The sequence below is a fragment of the Rhodococcus rhodochrous genome (assembly GCF_900187265.1).
GTDB classification, from domain to species: domain Bacteria; phylum Actinomycetota; class Actinomycetes; order Mycobacteriales; family Mycobacteriaceae; genus Rhodococcus; species Rhodococcus rhodochrous.
Window position 1 is genome coordinate 1267063 of record NZ_LT906450.1, and the last position, 16962, is coordinate 1284024.

At 69.3% G+C, this 16962-nt stretch carries 15 protein-coding genes; 6 read left to right on the top strand and 9 right to left on the bottom strand.

What is annotated here, in order from left to right:
- Positions 1–40 precede the first annotated feature (40 nt).
- Complete coding sequence (locus tag CKW34_RS05875; protein WP_016693938.1) at positions 41–1204, bottom strand: DNA recombination protein RmuC; 1164 nt, start codon at positions 1202–1204, stop codon at positions 41–43.
- 77 nt (positions 1205–1281) lie between these two features.
- On the opposite strand from CKW34_RS05875, the gene CKW34_RS05880 reads away from it, so the two are divergent.
- Both CKW34_RS05880 and CKW34_RS05885 read left to right on the top strand, forming a co-directional pair.
- Entirely contained in the window at positions 1282–2487 is a 1206-nt protein-coding gene (locus CKW34_RS05880) for an exonuclease SbcCD subunit D (RefSeq protein ID WP_059381563.1), read from the top strand.
- The gene (locus CKW34_RS05885; protein ID WP_059381613.1) at positions 2484–5462 is read left to right on the top strand and encodes an AAA family ATPase; all 2979 of its coding nucleotides are present in this window, start codon (positions 2484–2486) and stop codon (positions 5460–5462) included. The genes CKW34_RS05880 and CKW34_RS05885 overlap by 4 nt, the downstream gene beginning before the upstream one ends.
- Positions 5463–5468: 6 nt before the next feature.
- Here the strand turns inward: CKW34_RS05885 and CKW34_RS05890 are convergent, their stop codons facing one another.
- A complete protein-coding gene (locus tag CKW34_RS05890) occupies positions 5469–6686 on the bottom strand; it encodes an AI-2E family transporter (protein WP_059381611.1) in 1218 nt (405 codons plus the stop codon).
- Between the two features lie 136 nt (positions 6687–6822).
- Between CKW34_RS05890 and CKW34_RS05895 the strand changes: the two genes are divergently transcribed.
- Together CKW34_RS05895 and ychF are read left to right on the top strand one after the other, a co-directional pair.
- Positions 6823–7296 carry a hypothetical protein gene (locus CKW34_RS05895; protein WP_229580455.1) on the top strand — a complete coding sequence of 158 codons (474 nt, stop codon included), beginning with the start codon at positions 6823–6825 and terminating at the stop codon, positions 7294–7296.
- 36 nt (positions 7297–7332) lie between these two features.
- Positions 7333–8412 carry a redox-regulated ATPase YchF gene (gene ychF, locus CKW34_RS05900; RefSeq protein ID WP_059381562.1) on the top strand — a complete coding sequence of 360 codons (1080 nt, stop codon included), beginning with the start codon at positions 7333–7335 and terminating at the stop codon, positions 8410–8412.
- A 146-nt stretch (positions 8413–8558) separates the two neighbouring features.
- Here the strand turns inward: ychF and CKW34_RS05905 are convergent, their stop codons facing one another.
- The gene (locus tag CKW34_RS05905) at positions 8559–9338 is read right to left on the bottom strand and encodes an alpha/beta fold hydrolase (protein ID WP_059381561.1); all 780 of its coding nucleotides are present in this window, start codon (positions 9336–9338) and stop codon (positions 8559–8561) included.
- A 55-nt stretch (positions 9339–9393) separates the two neighbouring features.
- Between CKW34_RS05905 and CKW34_RS05910 the strand changes: the two genes are divergently transcribed.
- Positions 9394–11157, top strand: coding sequence for a GNAT family N-acetyltransferase (locus tag CKW34_RS05910; protein WP_059381560.1), 1764 nt, complete (start codon positions 9394–9396; stop codon positions 11155–11157).
- A gap of 25 nt (positions 11158–11182) precedes the next feature.
- Here CKW34_RS05910 and CKW34_RS05915 read toward each other — a convergent pair whose 3' ends face one another.
- The 4 genes from CKW34_RS05915 to CKW34_RS05925 form a co-directional block, all read right to left on the bottom strand.
- Positions 11183–12358 (bottom strand): flavin-containing monooxygenase, encoded by a 1176-nt coding sequence (locus CKW34_RS05915; RefSeq protein WP_039586383.1) that lies wholly within the window; start codon positions 12356–12358, stop codon positions 11183–11185.
- Between the two features lie 114 nt (positions 12359–12472).
- Complete coding sequence (locus CKW34_RS24615) at positions 12473–12637, bottom strand: response regulator transcription factor (RefSeq protein ID WP_231921802.1); 165 nt, start codon at positions 12635–12637, stop codon at positions 12473–12475.
- A gap of 205 nt (positions 12638–12842) precedes the next feature.
- The gene (locus CKW34_RS05920; protein ID WP_231921803.1) at positions 12843–14081 is read right to left on the bottom strand and encodes a hypothetical protein; all 1239 of its coding nucleotides are present in this window, start codon (positions 14079–14081) and stop codon (positions 12843–12845) included.
- Between the two features lie 87 nt (positions 14082–14168).
- Positions 14169–14726 carry a TetR/AcrR family transcriptional regulator gene (locus CKW34_RS05925; RefSeq protein WP_039586379.1) on the bottom strand — a complete coding sequence of 186 codons (558 nt, stop codon included), beginning with the start codon at positions 14724–14726 and terminating at the stop codon, positions 14169–14171.
- 129 nt (positions 14727–14855) lie between these two features.
- Here CKW34_RS05925 and CKW34_RS05930 point away from each other — a divergent pair, with 129 nt between their 5' ends.
- Complete coding sequence (locus tag CKW34_RS05930) at positions 14856–15896, top strand: hypothetical protein (RefSeq protein ID WP_059381559.1); 1041 nt, start codon at positions 14856–14858, stop codon at positions 15894–15896.
- Here CKW34_RS05930 and CKW34_RS05935 read toward each other — a convergent pair.
- On the bottom strand, positions 15893–16372 hold the full coding sequence (locus CKW34_RS05935) for a P-loop nucleotide/nucleoside kinase family protein (protein ID WP_231921804.1): 480 nt from the start codon (positions 16370–16372) through the stop codon (positions 15893–15895). The genes CKW34_RS05930 and CKW34_RS05935 overlap by 4 nt on opposite strands.
- Before the next feature lie 94 nt (positions 16373–16466).
- Positions 16467–16892, bottom strand: coding sequence for a hypothetical protein (locus CKW34_RS05940; RefSeq protein WP_080968177.1), 426 nt, complete (start codon positions 16890–16892; stop codon positions 16467–16469).
- Positions 16893–16962 lie beyond the last annotated feature (70 nt).

Here is a 16962-nt window from a genome sequence, read left to right on the forward strand (position 1 = left end):
GTTGGGTTGCAGACACAACGTAGACATTAGCGTGGCTGTGTCAGCTCGCTTCGTCGACAGGACCGTCCGCCACTGCTCTTTCTGCCAGAGTGCTGCGTCGCGGCCAGGCATCGACACGCTGGACCTCGGGCACCTCACCGTCGAAAATTTCCAGGTCGTGGAGCTTGCGGGCCGTCACACCCACCCGGGTGTCCATCGACGACACCGTCATGTTGAACGAATCGACGGCCTTGCCGAGCTGGTTGCCGAGCCGGTCGAGGTGGGAGCCGACCACACCGAGCCGTTGGTACAGCTCACGGCCCAGCCGGTGGATGGTCGCGGCGTCGCGGGAGAGCGCCTCCTGCCGCCAGGTGTGCGCGATCGTGCGCAGCAACGCGACCAGCGTGGTGGGTGTGGCGAGGATGACGTTCCGGGCGAAGGCGTGCTCGAGCAGATCGGGATCGGCGCCGAGCGCGGCATCGAGGAACGGATCGCCGGGGACGAACAGCACGACGAACTCGGGCGTCGGGTCGAACGACTCCCAGTAGGCCTTGGCCGACAATTGGTCGATGTGGGTGCGCAGCTGGCGTGCGTGGCGCGTGAGGTGCCGGTCGCGCTCGTCGGGTTCCTCGGCCTCGGCGGCATCCAGATAGGCGGCGAAAGGCACCTTCGCGTCGACGACGATCTGCTTGCCCCCGGCGAGGTAGACCAGCAGATCGGGACGTACCCCGTCCTTGCTCACCTGCGTGTCGAAGTCGCAGTGCCGGACCATCCCGGCGAGCTCGACGACCCGTTCGAGCTGGATCTCGCCCCATCGGCCACGGATCTGCGGCGCACGCAGCGCGGTGACCAGCTGCTGGGTGCGGGTGGACAGCAGCTGCGACGCGCGGTGCATGCCCTCGACCTGCTCGCTCAGCCCGGCGTAGGCGTGCACGCGGTTGCGTTCGACGTGCTCGACCTGCCGGGCCAGCGCGCCCACGGCCTCGTTCAACGGGCCGACGAGCCGCGACACCTGGTCGCCGATGGCGCCGGACTGCCGGCGGGCGGCGTCCTCGCTCACCGCGGCCAGCGACTGACGCAGCTGCTCCTCGTTGTCGCGGAGGGCCGCCAGCTGAGCCTCGGCACGGGCTGCACGTTCGCCGTCGCGGGAGGCCCGCAACAGCCAGCCGAGCACCACCCCGAGACCGAGCGCGACGAGCAGGCCGAGTGCCGTGAGTGCTGTCATGTGGCGGATGATGCCTCATCGATGCGACATCCACCCGACATCCGGGGATGTCGGTCCTCTCCTCTACCGTCTGTCCCATGCGGATCCTGCACACCTCCGACTGGCACATCGGCCGCACCTTCCACGGTGTCGACCTGCTCGCCGACCAGGCGCGTGCGCTGCGGGCCATCGCCGATCTGGTGGCCGAACGCCGGATCGACGTGGTGGTCGTGCCGGGCGACGTGTACGACCGGTCGATCCCGAGTTCCGACGCGGTCGCCGTGTGCAACGCCGGCCTCGAGGCCATCCGTGAGGCAGGGGCGATCATCGTCGCCACCTCCGGCAACCACGACTCGCCGGTCCGGCTCGGTGCCGGCGCCGCCTTCGCCGCGCACGGTGGTCTGCACCTGATCACCCGCGTGTCGCAGATCGACAGCCCCGTCGTCCTGCACGATGAGCACGGCCCGGTCCGCTTCTACGGCATCCCGTATCTCGAACCGGAGATCACCCGCGCCGAGCTCGGCGTGCCCGAGGCCCGCTCGCACCAGCAGATCCTCGACGCGGCGATGGAACGCGTACGCGCCGATGTCGCGGGTCGCGACGGCGGCACCGACGCCGCGGGTCGCGACGGCCGCACCGTCGTCCTGGCCCACGCCTTCGTCGTCGGTGGCGAGCCCAGCGACTCCGAGCGGTCCATCTCCGTCGGCGGGGTCGAGACGGTCGCCGCCTCGTCGTTCGACGGTGCCGACTACGTCGCGCTCGGTCACCTGCATTCCCCGCAGACGGTGAGCGAGACCGTCCGGTACTCGGGATCGCCGTTGCCGTACTCCTTCGGCGAGCGCTCGCACCGCAAGGCGGTGTTCGTCGTCGACCTCGACGCCTCGGGTGCGGCGTCCGTCGAGCGGGTCGATCTCCCGGTGATCCGCGAATTGACCCGTCTCGAAGGCGAACTCGACGATCTGCTCGCCGATCCGGCGCATGCCGCCGTCGAGGAGCACTACGTCTCCGCGGTGCTGACCGACGCGATCCGCCCGCTCGACGCCATGCGTCGCCTGCAGGAGCGGTTCCCGTACGCCGTGCACGTCGAATGGCAGCGACCGGCCGGATCCACGGAGGGCAACTACCGCGACAAGGTGCGCGGGCGCAGCGATCGCGACATCGCCGCATCGTTCCTCACCGATGTGCGTTCCGAACCGTCCGAACGCGAGCGCGGCTGGATCGACGAAGCGTTGAGGGAGGTCGACCGCCGACGCGGCATCGGCGACGAGACCGACACGCAGTGGCGGACGGACGTGCCGGCATGAGACTGCACCACCTCGAGATCACTGCTTTCGGTCCGTTCGCCGACACCGTCGAGATCGACTTCGACGAGCTCGGCGCCGACGGGTTGTTCCTACTGCACGGGCAGACGGGCGCGGGCAAGACGTCGATCCTCGACGCGGTCGCGTTCGCGCTCTACGGCACCGTCCCCGGTGCTCGCTCCGAGGGACGCCGGTTGCTGTCCGACCACGCACGGGTGGGTGCCGTGCCGACGGTCCGGCTCGAGGCGACCATCGCGGGTCGCCGTCTGGCCATCGAACGCAGCCCCGACTTCGAACGCCCGAAGAAGCGCGGCACCGGCACGATCAAGCAGCAGGCCAAGGCGAATCTCACCTGGCTCGACGGGTCGGGGGAGAACCTGTCCCGCGCCCAGGAGATCGGCGACGTCGTCAAGTCGCTGCTCGGGATGAGCGCCGAACAGTTCTTCCAGGTGGTGCTCCTTCCGCAGGGCGACTTCGCCCGGTTCCTGCGCGCGAACAGCGAGGAGCGCGGCAGGCTGCTCGAGCGTCTGTTCGACACCACCCGTTTCGGCGACGTCGAGCAGTGGTTCCGCGATCGTCGCGGTGCCGGAACGAAACTGCTTGCCGAGCAACAGAAGAAGGTCGAAGTGCTCGCGGCGAAGGTGGCCGCGTCCGCCGGGATCGAGGCGGGTGCCGACGCCGATCCGGTGGAATGGGCGGGCCGCCTGCTCGCCGAGGCCGCCGAGAACCGCGACGATGCCGCCGCAGCGCTCGCACGAGTCCGCGCCGTCGACGAGGCCAACCGGCGCAGGCTCGACGAGACCGTCGCTCTCGCCGACCGACTCCGCCGCCGCCGCGACGCCCTGAACATCCTCGCCGAACTCGAGCAGACGCAGACGCAGCGCGTCGCCGTGACAGCCGAGCGCGACGCCGCGCATCGCGCGGTGAGCGTCGCGGTCGTCGATCGGGAGGCCGCTCGCCTCGCGCGCGAGGCCGATGCCGCCGTGGCGCGCGCCGAGACGGCCGCCGCGCCGCTCCGCAACGACGACGAAGGACGCGAACTCCTCGGGGCTGTCGGGCCGACGCCGTCCGCCGCCGACCGCGACATCGTCCGTCCTCGATGCGAGGAATGGTCTTCGGAGGCAGCGCGACTCGACGTGCTGCTCGATCGCCGTCGTCGTCTCACCGAGCTCGAGAACGAACGCGAGAAGTTCGCCGGACGTCGCCGTGCCCTCACCGACGAGCGTCGGCAGGTGATCGACGAGCGCGCCGCGCTGCCCGAGCGGTCGACCGCCGCTGCTGATGCGGTCGCCGAGGCCGAACGTGCAGCCGCGATGCTTCCCGGGCTCTCCACCGCGCGCGACCGCGCCGCCGACGCGCTCGACGCCGCCACCGAACTGGCTTCGCGCCGAACCGAACTCGAAAGGCTCGAAGCTCGGGTACTGCAACTGCACTCCGAATTCAACGACGCGCGCGACGCGCACCTCGACGTCCGGCAGCGCCGGATCGACGGAATGGCAGCCGAACTCGCCGCGCGTCTCACCGACGGCGAACCGTGCGTGGTCTGCGGTTCCACCGAACATCCCGAGCCCGCGCGCCCGGCTCCCGACACTGCGACGAAGGCAGACGAGGAACGCGCCCACGCCGCCGAGCAACGCGCCGCCACCGCGCTGAGCGAAGCACGCGAGGCCGTCACCGAACTCTCCGGGATCGTCGCCGTCCTCCGACAGCGTTGCGGCGACGCCGAACTCGCCGAACTCACCACCGCCCACGCCGCGGCGGTCCGTGCCCACGACGAGGCCGCCACCGTCGTCGGCCGGCTCGACCACCTGCGCGCGGCGGTCGAGGACCTGCGCAAACTCGACACGGTGTTGGCCGAACAGGAGAAGCGGCTCGACGCCGAACTGTCCGAGCTCGCCCGCGAGGACGCGGTCCGCGCGGCCGAGATCACGGAGATCCGCGAGCGCATCGTCGAGGCCGTCGGCGACCTCGACCTGCTCGCCCCGCGACGCAGGACGGTCGCCGCACTGTCCGCCGCCGCCACCGCACTGCTCGATGCCCGCACCGCCGCCCTGCAGGCGCGCACGGCCGCCGACGAACGCGCCGCCGATGCCCGCACCGCAGCTGCGGAGGCGGGCTTCGCCGACCTCGACAGTGCCCGCGCAGCTGTCCGGACGCCCGAGCGGCTCGCCGAGATCGACCGTGTCCTGCGTGCCGCCGACGACGAACGCGCGGTGGCAACCTCCACTCTGAACGATCCGGCGATCGCGGCGCTCACCGGCGACGAGGTCGCCGACGTGGCGGCCGCGCGTGCGGTGGTGGACGAGGGTGCCGCCGCGGTCGAGGCCGCCCTGAGCGCGGCCACCGAGGCCGAGCGCCGGCACCTCGACATCGAGAACTACACCCGACGGCTCGAGCGTGCGTGCGCCGAACTCGCCCCGCTGCTCGACGAACACGCCGAACTCTCCGCGCTCGCCGACGTCGTCGCCGGGATGGGGTCGAACGCCAAGAAGATGTCGCTGCGCTCGTACGTGCTCGCGGCGCGACTCGAAGAGGTCGCCGACGCCGCCTCCGAACGTCTGCGCAGGATGTCCGGCGGCCGCTACGAATTCGTGCACTCCGACGCCGCCGAGAGCCGGGGACGTCGCGGCGGTCTCGGCCTCGACATCCACGACGAGTACACCGGCGCCGTGCGGTCGACGAAGACGCTGTCGGGCGGCGAGTCCTTCCAAGCGTCCCTCGCACTCGCCCTCGGACTCGCCGACGTCGTCGCCGCCGAGGCCGGTGGGCTCGTGCTCGACACGATGTTCATCGACGAAGGGTTCGGCTCACTCGACGCCGACTCCCTCGAAGCCGTCATGGGCGTGCTCGACGAACTGCGTGCGGGAGGCCGCGTGGTGGGCGTGGTCAGTCACGTCGACGAGATGCGGCAGCGGATCCCGAGCAGGCTCCACGTCATCCGTGGCCGCTCGGGATCCACCGTCCGCGTCGCGAGCTGACCGCCCTCAGTCCTCGGAGGCGGCCGGTGCCGGAGACGCCGGCTTCGGATCGGGCACCGAGGTGTCGCCCGGAGCCGGGAGTGCCTTCGTCTCGTCGTCCTCGCCTTCGTTGGCGCGCTCGTCGATCTGTTCGCCGATGTAGCGGATGACCACCGCGGCCACCGCCGCGACCGGCACCGCCAGGAACGCACCGACGATCCCGAACAGCGACGAGCCGGCCGTCACCGCGAGCAGCACCACGGCCGCATGCAGGTTCATCGACCGCGACTGCAGCACCGGTTGCAGCACGTTCCCCTCGATCTGCTGCACCGCGATGATGAGGACCAGCACGATGATCGCGGTCGTGAAACCGTTCGCGACGAGCGCCACGAGGACTGCCAACGCACCCGCGACGAACGCACCGACGATGGGAATGAATCCGCCGATGAAGGTGAGGATCGCCAGGACGGGTGCGAGCGGGACTCCGAGGATCAGCAGGCCGATACCGATGAAGAGGGCGTCGATGAAGCTCACGAGGGCCTGCGTGCGGATGAACCCGCCCAGCGTGTCCCACATGCGGCCGAGTACCGCTTCGAGGTGACGTCCGGCGCGGCCACCGCTCACGCGGTGCAGCCACGGCACGAAGCGCGGGCCGTCCTTGATGAAGAAGAAGGTCAGCACGAGGACGAGAGCGAGTGTGACGAGCAGCGAGCCCGCCGTGCTCACACCGGAGAAGACACCGCCCGCGATGGTGGCAGCACTGCCCTGCACTCGTTCGACCACCGCGTGGACGGCGTTGTCGAGTTGTTCGTCGCGCAGGTTGATCGGGGGTCCCTTCACCCATTCCTGCACGGTGTTGATGCCTTCGGTGGCCTTGTTGGCCAGGTCGGGCATCTGGGAGACCACCGACGGGACGATGCCGGCGATGATGCCGCCGACGATCGCGAAGAACATCACGAGGGTCAGGCCGGCCGCAGCAGCCGGAGGAACGCCGCGTTTGGTCATGAAGCGGGTGGGCGGCCACAGGATGGTGGAGACGACGATCGCGAGGGCGACCGGCAGCACGATCACCCACATCTTCTCGATGATCCAGCCGATCACCACCGCACCGGCGGCGATGACGACCAGGCAGGCCGACCACTTGGCGAGCCAGATTCCGCCCGTGCCCAGCAGGCTCCCGCGGTCGGGTTCAGCCGACGGCTTCCCACTGCTGTTTGCGCTGGGCGCGGTCTTCGATTCGGTCAACGACGGTCCTTCCGACATGTATCGAGCTCGATACCGATCGACAGTCGCCAATCTACGGTCACCGAGCGCCGCGCGTGGTCCGGACGACACGCCGGAAACGGCGCTGAAGGGTCCCCGGCCGTGGCATTCTCGAAACGTGACGAACCGAACGAGCACGACCCGACGCCTGCGTGTACCTGCGGCGGTCGTGGCGATCGCCGCCGCCTTCGCGCTCACCGCGTGCAGCTCCGACGACAGTTCGAGCAATGAGGACGTGCGGTCGTCGGCGGATGTCGCCGTCACGAGCGTCCAGGAGCAGGCCGAAGGCGCCATCTCGTCGGTGCAGAGCATCGCGTCCAGCGCGGCCCAGCGGGCCGGCGACATCTTCGACAAGGCGAAGCTCGACATCTTCGTCGCGGCCTTCCGCACCGGCTATCCGCAGCTGTCGGCCGACCGGGAGACGCAGGACATCGAGTCCATCGTCACCGAGACCTGCCCGCTCATCGACGAGGGTGCATCCGACCAGGAAGTGAACGCGAAGGTCCAGGAGGTCGCGACCAACGGGTCGACCGCGCCAGACGAGGATCAGGCTGCGCGCATCGCGCAACTGGTGCGGGCGGCGTGCGGATGAAGTGAGTGGAGGGCGGCCGCGTAGAATATCGATTCCGTGAGCCTTACCCTCGGAATCGTCGGTCTTCCCAACGTCGGCAAGTCGACGCTGTTCAATGCGTTGACCAAGAACGATGTGCTGGCAGCGAACTATCCGTTCGCCACCATCGAGCCCAATGTCGGCGTCGTCGAACTGCCCGATCCGCGTCTGAACCGGCTCGCCGAGATCTTCGGTTCCGAGCGCATCCTCCCGGCCACGGTGTCGTTCGTCGACATCGCCGGCATCGTCAAGGGTGCTTCCGCCGGTGAGGGTATGGGCAACAAGTTCCTCGCCAACATCCGCGAGGCCGACGCCATCTGCCAGGTCGTGCGCGTGTTCGACGATCCCGATGTGGTCCACGTCGACGGCAAGGTCGACCCGATGGCCGACATCGAGGTCATCGCGACCGAGCTGATCCTCGCCGATCTGGAGACGATCGAGCGGGCACTGCCGCGGCTCGAGAAGGAGTCCCGGAAGAACAAGGAACTCGTCGCCCAACTGGAGGAGACGAAGAAGGCGCAGGCGATCCTCGAGGACGGCCGCACCATCTTCTCCGCCCAAGGCGAGGTGAAGAGCGAGCTGCTGCGCGACCTGCACCTGCTCACCGCCAAGCCGTTCCTGTACGTCTTCAACGCCGACGAGGCCGTCCTCACCAACGAGGAACGCAAGGAAGAGCTGCGCAAGGCCGTCGCACCGGCCGACGCCGTCTTCCTCGACGCCAAGGTCGAGTCCGAGCTCCTCGAGCTCGACGAGGACGAGGCGATGGAGCTGCTCGAATCCATCGGCCAGACCGAGGCCGGTCTGAAGCAGCTCGCGCGCGCCGGTTTCCACACGCTCGGCCTGCAGACCTACCTGACGGCGGGTCCGAAGGAATCGCGTGCCTGGACCATCCGCAAGGGTGACACCGCCCCCAAGGCGGCCGGCGTGATCCACACCGACTTCGAGCGCGGCTTCATCAAGGCCGAGATCGTCTCGTTCGCCGACCTCGACGAGGCCGGCTCGATGGCCGAGGCGAAGGCTCGCGGCAAGGTCCGCATGGAGGGCAAGGACTACGTCATGGCCGACGGCGACGTGGTGGAGTTCCGCTTCAACGTCTGACGCGACGACGCGGTTCGCAAGGCGGCCGCTGCCCCAACTCGATCGCATTTTGGTGTTCTCGACCCCGTATATCGGGGTCGAGAACACCAAAGTTGTCTTGCCGCCATTCCGTAGCCCCGTCGGGAACCGAACGTCGTCACCGCGAGTCAACCGTGCCGGGCGACGTCCTCGCAGAGGATGCTCGGCCACTGTGCGAGATCGGCCGGGGTGTGCGCGATCTCCAGCTTCGCGTGAGGGAGCAGGCCCACCAACGACTCCGCCGTGGACACCGGGTGCGCGGGATCGTCGACCCACGCCAGCACCGTCACCGGAATGTCGATGTCGGACACGGCCTCCGGATCGGGCAGGTCGCTCAGCGCGGCGCCCCGGAACAGCGAGGGCAGCAGTTCCTCGGTGACGTCGGGGACGGTCTCCGGCGCGTCGACGGTGGCCGGTGGTCGTGGCGCGGTCAGATCGCGCGTGAGGAACGCCGCGAGTCCCTGCTGCTCGATGAGATCGGCGGCGGCCCGGTACTCGGCGGCCTTCGCGGCGCGGGTGGCCCAGGCGGTCGCCGGCACCAGCAGGGTGAGGCTGCTGAAGCGCTCCGGATCCTTCACCGCCGCGTGCAGCAGGGTTCCGGTGCCCATCGACGGCCCCACCCCGTGTACCCGCTCGCCGGGGAAGTAGTGGTCGAGCAGCCGCAGCAGGTCGTCGGCGAGCACCGGCCAGCGGTAGTCCTCCGGCACCGCACGACCGGTCGAGCGGCCGTGCCCCCGCGCGTCGTAGCGCAGCAGTCGGGTGCCGCTGAGCCCGCGGCCCAGGTCGAGGTCCATGAGGCGGTCGCGGTGGCGGCTCGAGGTCAGGCCGTGGAGCTGGACGACCGGGTGGCCACCCTCGTCGCTCAGCTCCACGTCGAGTTCGGCCCCCGGCACACTGAAGGTCGGCACATCGTCTCCCGACGTCGGAAAGCGGTTGCTGGGGAAGGCGCCTAGGATACCCGGCATGCGGCTGACAAATGTGGCGCACCTGCGCCTGCCGTTCGGCCGACTGCTCGGTTACGACGTGACCGTCGCGGGGCTCGGCCGGGCGCTTCCCGTGTCGTTCGACCAGCGGCGGCATGTCGGCGCGGGCGAACGTCCCGGCTCCTGGATGGCTCTGTCCTTCCGCCTGTTCGAGCCGGTTTCGCCCGACGACCTCGCGACCGCCTGGCTGGCGGTGATCGCGCGGCACGGCACCCTGCGCTCGGTGTTCACGCACGGCGACGACGGTGAGCCGCTTCTGCGCGAGGCCGAGATCCGCCCGGGCGGGTGGGTCGAGCATCCGATCGGCCCCGGTCAGGCCGTCAACGACGCCCTCCGGGACGTCCTCGACGGCGCGTGTTCGCCCTACAACCGGCCGTCGCACCGGCTGTGCGTGCTCGAGACCGCCACGGAACCGACCGTCGTGGTCGCCGCCGACCACTCGCACGTCGACATGTGGTCCATGTTGGTGATCGCCCGCGACCTGCTCGCCGCCCTCGCCGCCGTGCGCGCGGGACGAGAACCGTCCCTGCCACCGACACCGGCCTTCGCGGAACACACCCGGGCACTGCGGGACCGTCCGGCCGCACCCGCCGAGGTCCACGAGCGCTGGGCCGAGGTGCTCGCCGCCAGCGGCGACGTGATGCCGCGCTTCCCGCTCTCCCTCGGAGTGGCGAGCCTCCAACGCGAACGCGTGGAGGTGCGCGACGTGCTCGACGTCGACGACAGCGCCGCCTTCTCCGCTCAGGCGAAGGACGACGGGGTGTCCACCCTCGCGTTGGTGGTGGCGGCCATGACCGAGGTGACCCTCGAACTGGCCGGAGCCCCGTTGCGGGCGGTGTTCCCGGTGCACAGCCGGTACGACGCCACCTGGCACGACTCCGTCGGCTGGTTCATCACCAATTCGGTGCTCGAATCGGCCGTCCCCGAACCTCGCGCGGCCGCGGACGCGGTCAAGGAGGCGGTCAGGCTCGGATCCTGGCCCCTCGAGGACATCCTGCGCCCGTGGGACGGCATGCCGGAGGCGCCGGGCATGTTCGCGATCTCCTGGTTGGACCTGCGCCGGCTTCCCGTCCGGGTCGACGCTACCGGCCTCGAGGCGCAGTACGTCGGCGCGACCATCCGCACCGACGGGGTGATGTTGTGGTTCATCCTCGACGACTCGGGACTGCACCTGCGGTGCCGCTATCCCGACACCACCGAGGCCCGGCGGCACGTCGGTGGCTGGCTGGACCTGCTCGTCGCCCGGCTACAGGCACGCGCCCGTGAATCGGTCGGTGGTCTGATCCGATTGGGCGACAGGACTTATCGGGTGCAACGTGCCGGCCGACCCGACGTACCGGCGATCGTCGGGTTGCTCTCCGGCGACGAGCAGAGCGCCTGCGACGGTGTGGAACTCGCCCGTTACGAAGAGGCCTACGACGCTGTCGCCCGCGACCCTTCGCACTATCTTGCGGTGGTGCGCGACGAGGTGGGCCGGATCGTCGGCACGATGCAGTTGACGATCGTGCCGGGGCTGTTCCGGGGCGGTGCCACCCGCCTGCTCGTCGAAGGAATCCGGGTCGCCTCGTCCGAACGTTCCCGCGGCATCGGTACGGCCATGCTCGAGTGGGCCCACGATCACGGCCGGAACCGGGGTGCCACGCTCGCGCAGATCGCCGTCGACCCGGACGACGAGCGGGTTCGGACGTTCGGGGCGCGGCTCGGCTACGACTGCACCCACGCCGGATTCGAGCGGGCGCTCTGACGTCGGCCGACTCGACGGCCGAGGGCTACGTCGTGGCCGACTGCGACGTGGTGGAGTTCCGCTTCACCGGGTAGTGCGGCGTGTGCCGACCCGGATCCGTTCCGGCGGACGCGGGGGCGCCGTGCGCGACGAGGTGACGGACGACGTACTCCGCGTCCGCACCGGCCCCGCCGACGAGCATCGACCGGAACGACGACTGGAAGCACAGACCGGTGAAGTACAGACCGGGCACCGAGGGGACCACGCCGCGTTCCTCGCGCGGCCAGCCGTCCGTATCGAACACCGGTAGGTCGATCCAGTCGTACTTCTGGCGGAAACCGGTGCACCACACCACATTCGTCACGTCGAGAATCCGGCCGTCGGACAACACGGGGCGGAGTTCGGCCACGCCGGTCACGCGCTCGGTGACCCGGGTGACGCCGCGTGCGGCCAGCTCCCGCCGACGGATCCGCAGCAGGGGCGCCCCGTGGCGCCGTTCGTCCTCGCGAGCATGTCGTCCCATCGGGGTGCGCACGGACAGCACATGTCCCCACACGAACCACAGGATCGGGAACAGCACGCGCATGGCGGGACTGTCGACGCGCACCGGCAGCTGCCCGGTGTCGCGGCCGCACAGAGTCGTCGGATGGGACGCCGCCAGCTCGTAGGCGATCTCGCTGCCGGAATGGGAAGCCCCCACTACGAGTACCGGACCGTCGCGCAACTGCGACGGATCGTGATACTCGCTCGAATGCAGCTGCACGATGCCGGGATCCAGCTCGGAGGCGAAGTCGGGGACGCGTGGGGTTCGACCGAACGTGCCCGTGGCCACGACGACGTTGTTCGCCTCGATCCGCGTGTCGCCGCAGTCGAGGACGAACCGGCCGCCGTCGCGGGAGAGCCGGCGGACCTGGGTGTTGCCGAGCACGGGCAGGTCGAAGCGGGAGGCATAGGACTCGAGGTAGTCGGCGACCTCGTCCTTGGTGGGGGAGCGGTGCGGGTCGCCCGGGAACGCCATGCCGGGCAGTCCGTCGTACCCGGCGGGGCTGTACAGGCGCAGCGAGTCCCAATGGCAGCGCCAGTTGTCGCCGATGCGTCGGTTCGTGTCGACGACGAGGAACGGGCGGCCGCGACGAGCGAGATGGTAACCGGCGGACAGGCCTGCCTGACCTGCGCCGATGACGGCGGTGTCGATCTGCTGGGGTGCGCTGTGGACGGTCATGACGACTCCCCGGGGTTAGGGAACTACACCGACGACGTTAGCTACTGCTGTCCGTCGGCCGCGTCGGAAGGAATTCGCAATCGAAGGTGGCGGCGTATGGGCAGTTCTACCCAGTCAGAGCAGACGATGCTCGTACGCATAGGCCGTCGCCGCTGCTCGTGAGGACACGTCGAGCTTGGTGAATATGTTGCTCAGGTGCCGGGCCACCGTCTTCTCGCTGATGACGAACTCGTGGGCGATGGCTCGATTCGTCCTGCCCGTGGCAACGGCGCGCAACACTTGGATCTCCCGGGGCGTCAGTCCGTTCCGTGCGTTCGCGAGCGCGGGAACGCGGAGCTCACGTAGATCCGGCAACGCATGCAGGCCGTGGAATATCGATGCTGCCGAGTCGAATTCGAGGCGGGCCTCATCGTCGTCGCCGAGTGCGGCACAGCAGCGACCCTGCAGCACTCGTACCCGGGCGCGTTCGTAGGGTGCGCCGAGGTCACGCCAGTGCCTGCCGGATCGTCGCAACCGTGCGAGGGCGCCGCAGGGATCGCCTTCGGCGAGCAGGACCGCACCCTGTGCGTGGTCGGCCATCGCTGTCAGTGCCGGAGCATCCTGTGTCCGGGTCAGTGCCTCGAGTTCGTCGGCGCTGCGCCGTGCGGCGGCGACATCCCCGGTGGCGAGCACGATCTCCGTGTGGGCGGTCGAGATTCGAGGCTTCGCCGAGACCCCGGAGGATCCCGGCGACCGCTGCGGCGGTGTCACCCTGTCGCAGACGCAGCAGAGCCAGACCCGGCTGCACTTCCTGCCCGTACCTGCCCGCAGCTCGGTAGGCGGCGTCCGCCTCGGCGAACGAGCCGCGCAGACGGTGCAGTTCACCCTGTTCGTACAGGGCCATTCCCATCGCGGGTTGACCGGGCGGATCCGACAGTCGCTGCAGGGCGAGGCGGGCGAGGTCCATCGCCTGGGACCAGTCGCCCTCGAGTTGCAGCATCTGGGCGCGGTGGACGAGGCACTGTCCCCGGAACGGCACGAGGCCGGTCTGATCGTCGCACCAACGGCCGAGTGCCTGTGTCCACTCCTTCGCCCGTTGCAGATGATATGTGCCGTAACAGGTCTCGATGACCGCGCAGTACACCAGGCCGGAGACGACGGGTGAGACCTCGCCCAAGCCGACGGAGACGAGTACCTCGTCGAGTGTCCGCAGCCCGCCCTCGACGTCGCCCAGCAGGACTCGGCATTGTCCGATGCCCAGTGAGCCGAGGGCGAGGAGGTCGGCGTCGTGGCATGCTCGTCCGATGTGCTGGGCAGCGGTGAAGATCGGCAGGGCCTCGTTCGGACGGTTCGCGTACATCTCCTGAACCGCTCCGGGGATCATCAGAAAGCCGCTGGTCGCGCAGTCCGGTCGCTCGGCGACACCCGACTGTCGTGCTCGTTCCAGCCAACCTCCGGCCCGTGCCACCTCACCGCGTCCCATCAGAAGGAAGCACAGCCAGAAGGCACTGCGGCCCGCGCTCTCGGATTCTCCGGCTTCGAGATGTGCGGCGAAGGCGCGCTCGTACAGCGCGACGCTGTCGTCGTCGTGTCCCGTGAGGTATGCGGCTCGCGCGAACAGATCGAGGTCGTCCGCGGCCAGGGCGGCGAGTGTGTCGGCCCTGCGGAATCCGTCCAGGGCACGTGGCCACTCGCGCGCGCGGAACGCTGCCCGCGCGTGGTCCAGGACCGTCGACCTGCCCATGTCCGCTCCCGCGATCGAGCGCCGCCGACACCGGCTGATTGTGATCCTACGCCCGCGGATACGAAGGGACGCCGGTGTGCGCGCGGCTCACGACGGTCGCATGCCCGCCAGGACGATCGACACCAATCGCGGAACGAGATCCGGGGTCGCCGCGCGGATCGCCTCGGGTAGGGGGCGGGTGATCAGTCCGATGGCCAGGACCAGTTCCAGTGCGTGGAGGTCGGTACGCACGATGCCGGCGGCCCGCACCGCGTCGAGCAGCTCCTCGACCCCGGTGAGCGTCTGCGCCTGGGCGTCGCGCACCGATCCGGAGATCTCGTCCGTCACGAACTCGGCGAGGGTCGCGGAGAGGGCGCCCAGGTCGAGTTCGACCAGCCGCTGTACGTAGCCCACCCAGGCGTCCTCGGGGGATGAGCCGACCCGCTCCAGGGCTTCGGTGCCCGCTGCACGCATGTCGCCGAGGATCGCGAGCGCGACCTCGTCGGCCAGCGCGGCCCGGGACTCGAAGTTCCGGTAGAGGGTGGCGATGCCGACTCCGGCGGCCTCCGCGACCGCTTCGAGTGCGACGTCGCTGCCGTGGGCTGCGAACAGTCGACGCGCCTCCTGGACGATCAGCTGACGACGCTTCGCGGCATCGGCGCGCATCGGTTCCCTTCCTTCCGGACCGGGCTGTGAGGAACTTCGCTTGACATGTCCATCCTAACCGGAGGAATATTCTCCGATAGAAGTGGAGGAAAATCATCCACTTAACGATGGTCGGATAAGGAAGACGCGATGGCAGACGCCGCTACGACGACAGTTCCCGACGCGGGTGACTCCACCGCGCGCAAGCCTCACCCCGCGCTGGCGCTACTGGGGATGACATGCGGGCTCGGGGTGATCCTGGTACTCATGCTGCTGGTCTTCATCATGCCGTCGCTGAAGAGCGGACCACACGACCTGCAGGTCGGCATCGTCGGAACCTCCGCGGCAGCAGATCGATTCGAGACGTCGCTCGCGACGGCCGCCCCCGACGCCTACACCTCGCAGCGGTTCGCCTCCGAACAGGAACTGCGCGACGCCATCCACGACCGCGACGTCATCGGAGGGTTCGTCGTCGCCGAGTCGGGCGTCCGCACGCTGGTCGCCGGCGCGGGCTCGACCGCCATCTCCGGTTCGCTCGCCGGCACCGCGCAGGCGGTCGGCGGAGCGATCGGGACCGACGTGACCGTCGAGGACGTCGTCCCGCTGCCGGAATCCGACCCCACCGGTGTCGGTATCGGTGGCCTCGCCTTCCCGCTCGTCTTCGGTGGCATCGTCCCGGTCGTCGCATTCCGGAAGATCCTGCCGCGCAGCGACGGCTGGTACCTGACCGGCCTGCTCGTCTTCGCCGCAGTCGGTGGCATCGTCGTCGCGTCCATCCTCACCTTCGCCTTCGGAAGCATCGAATCGACCTTCGGGCCGGTCGCGGGATCCATGGCCCTCGGTATCGCCGCCCTTGCACTTCCGCTGGCCGGACTCCAGAAGGCCTTCGGTGCCAAGGGGTTCACCATCGGTGCGATGGCCATGATGTTCCTCGGCAATCCGCTGGCCGGTATCGCGACGACGTCGGCATGGTTGCCGTCCGGACTCGGCACCTTCGGTCAGATCCTTCCCCCGGGTGCTGCCGGAACCCTCGTGCGCTCGGCCGCATACTTCGACGGCGCAGGCGGACTCGCGGCACTCCTGACCCTCGTCACGTGGATCGTCGTGGGAGTGCTGCTCTACGTGGTCGGTATGCGACGTGCGGTGGGTGAGGAACCGGCAGAGCGTCCTTCCGCGCAGCTCGCGGCCTAGCGGACCACGTCGAGCGGTCCCTCCTCGGGCGTCGGCGGCTCGAACCGCTCGAAGTACTCCGTCGCCGTCTGCTCGGTCAGCGGCCAGTCGTCCGCCCACCTCCCGTGCCGGTTGCCGACCCGGCTCAGGATGGTCTCGAGATCCGTTGCGATGTAAACGGTCTCCGGCACGATGCCCTGCGGCGCGAGAAGTGCGCGGAACTCGTCACGTTGTCGCCGGAACCAGAATCCGAAGTCGAGCACGACATCGTTCCCCGCCGTGACATAGCGAAGCAAGCGCGCTTTCAGGTCTGCCGATACTTCGGCAACCACCTCGGCGGAGGGCATGGTCGTGATCCCGCGATCCCAGAACTCCACCTCGTACGACAGACGCGTCCAGCCCGCGCGCTCCAGGCGCTTGGCGTAGGTGGTCTTGCCTGCACCGGCCGGACCGCACATCATCACGACGCGAGGCACTCGGGTCCTGTTCACTGCCACCGGCCCGACGGTACACACCGCCACCGGCATCGAGACCGGTGATGCGTATCGCCGATCCGGATCGGATCGGACTCGATCCACACGCTCCTGGGCGTCAGGGCACGGTGAAGGTAGCGAAGCCCGGCGTCATCGGCGGACCGGGAAGGGGATGGAGTACGAGCGCGACCTGTCCGCTCCCCGTCGCCAGGGTGGCTTCCGGTGGGAAACCGTTCAATCCGTCCGACATCCGCGCAGTACCGGATGCGCCGGTCGTCAGGTTCAGCCAGTCGACCTGGGCGTAGATCAGGCATCCCCAACCTTCCGGCTTGCTGCCCGTGACGGTCACGCTCCCTTCGGTCTCGCCGATCCGGACGGCGCACCGGCTGGGCGGCACATCGAAGCTTCCACTGGGATTGCCGTAGGAAGCCGGGTTGATCTGGAACGGGACGGTCACCTCCGCGGCCGCAACCCCGGGCGTTGCAAGGGCAGAGGTCGCAACAGCGAATGCGCAAGCTCCGATGACGCGGGCGAGACGGGCCACAGGGTCTCCTTCGGGTGCCGGTCGGGTTCGCCCCATTCTCATCGGCTCGAACGGCCCCGTCCGCCGATCG